The organism is Bacillus sp. FG16 (genome assembly GCF_057809515.1).
On sequence record NZ_JBMDKC010000296.1, the window covers coordinates 1 to 658 of the forward strand.

Below are 658 nucleotides of genomic sequence, written 5' to 3' on the forward strand. Positions count from 1 at the left end.
CAGTTATTCGTCAGCTAAACAAACCAGAAGCGTATCAAGTGTGGGGAGAGAAAGACGGATGGTTACATCTTGGTGGCGAGCAGTGGGTGAAATATAATCCGGGATACATCAGGTTTGAAAAGCAAGAATTAGCAAATTCAGTTGTAGGAAAGCGTGTAGTCTCTAAAGTGAATAACTTAAGGTTCTATGATTCACCGTCGTGGCAGGATAGCGCTGTGGCGGGGACAGTGGATAGTGGCGAAGGATTTACAATCGATGAAAAGGTAAGTGTGGATGGCTCTCCACAATTTAATGTGCACAATAGTAAAGGTAAAACGTATTATGTAACAGTAAATAAAGCGTATGTATATGTAGAGTAATCGAATATATTTCAACGTAGGTAGTGAATGAAGGGGTGATTATGTGTTTGATAAGAATAAAATACAAAAAGTAAGTCAGGTATTTCGGGCTGCTGCAATAGATCCCAATGTAATTGGTCCTACTTTTGCGCCGGTTCCACCAGTTATATTACCAACAGGTCCGACAGGAGATACCGGAGCAACCGGAGTAACAGGTCCGACAGGAGATACCGGAGCAACCGGAATAACAGGTCCAACAGGAAGTGCAGGAGTAGCTGGAGCAACGGGATCTACCGGAGCAACAGGAAGTGCAGGAGTAG

The 658-nt window shown here is 43.8% G+C and carries 1 protein-coding gene and 1 pseudogene; both read left to right on the plus strand.

What is annotated here, in order from left to right:
- A pseudogene (locus tag ACODS7_RS32380) lies at positions 1-359 on the plus strand (N-acetylmuramoyl-L-alanine amidase); the annotation flags it as partial.
- Positions 360-402: 43 nt separating this feature from the next.
- Positions 403-658 (plus strand): collagen-like triple helix repeat-containing protein (locus tag ACODS7_RS32385; protein ID WP_488828666.1); only part of this gene is annotated, 256 nt, incomplete at its 3' end.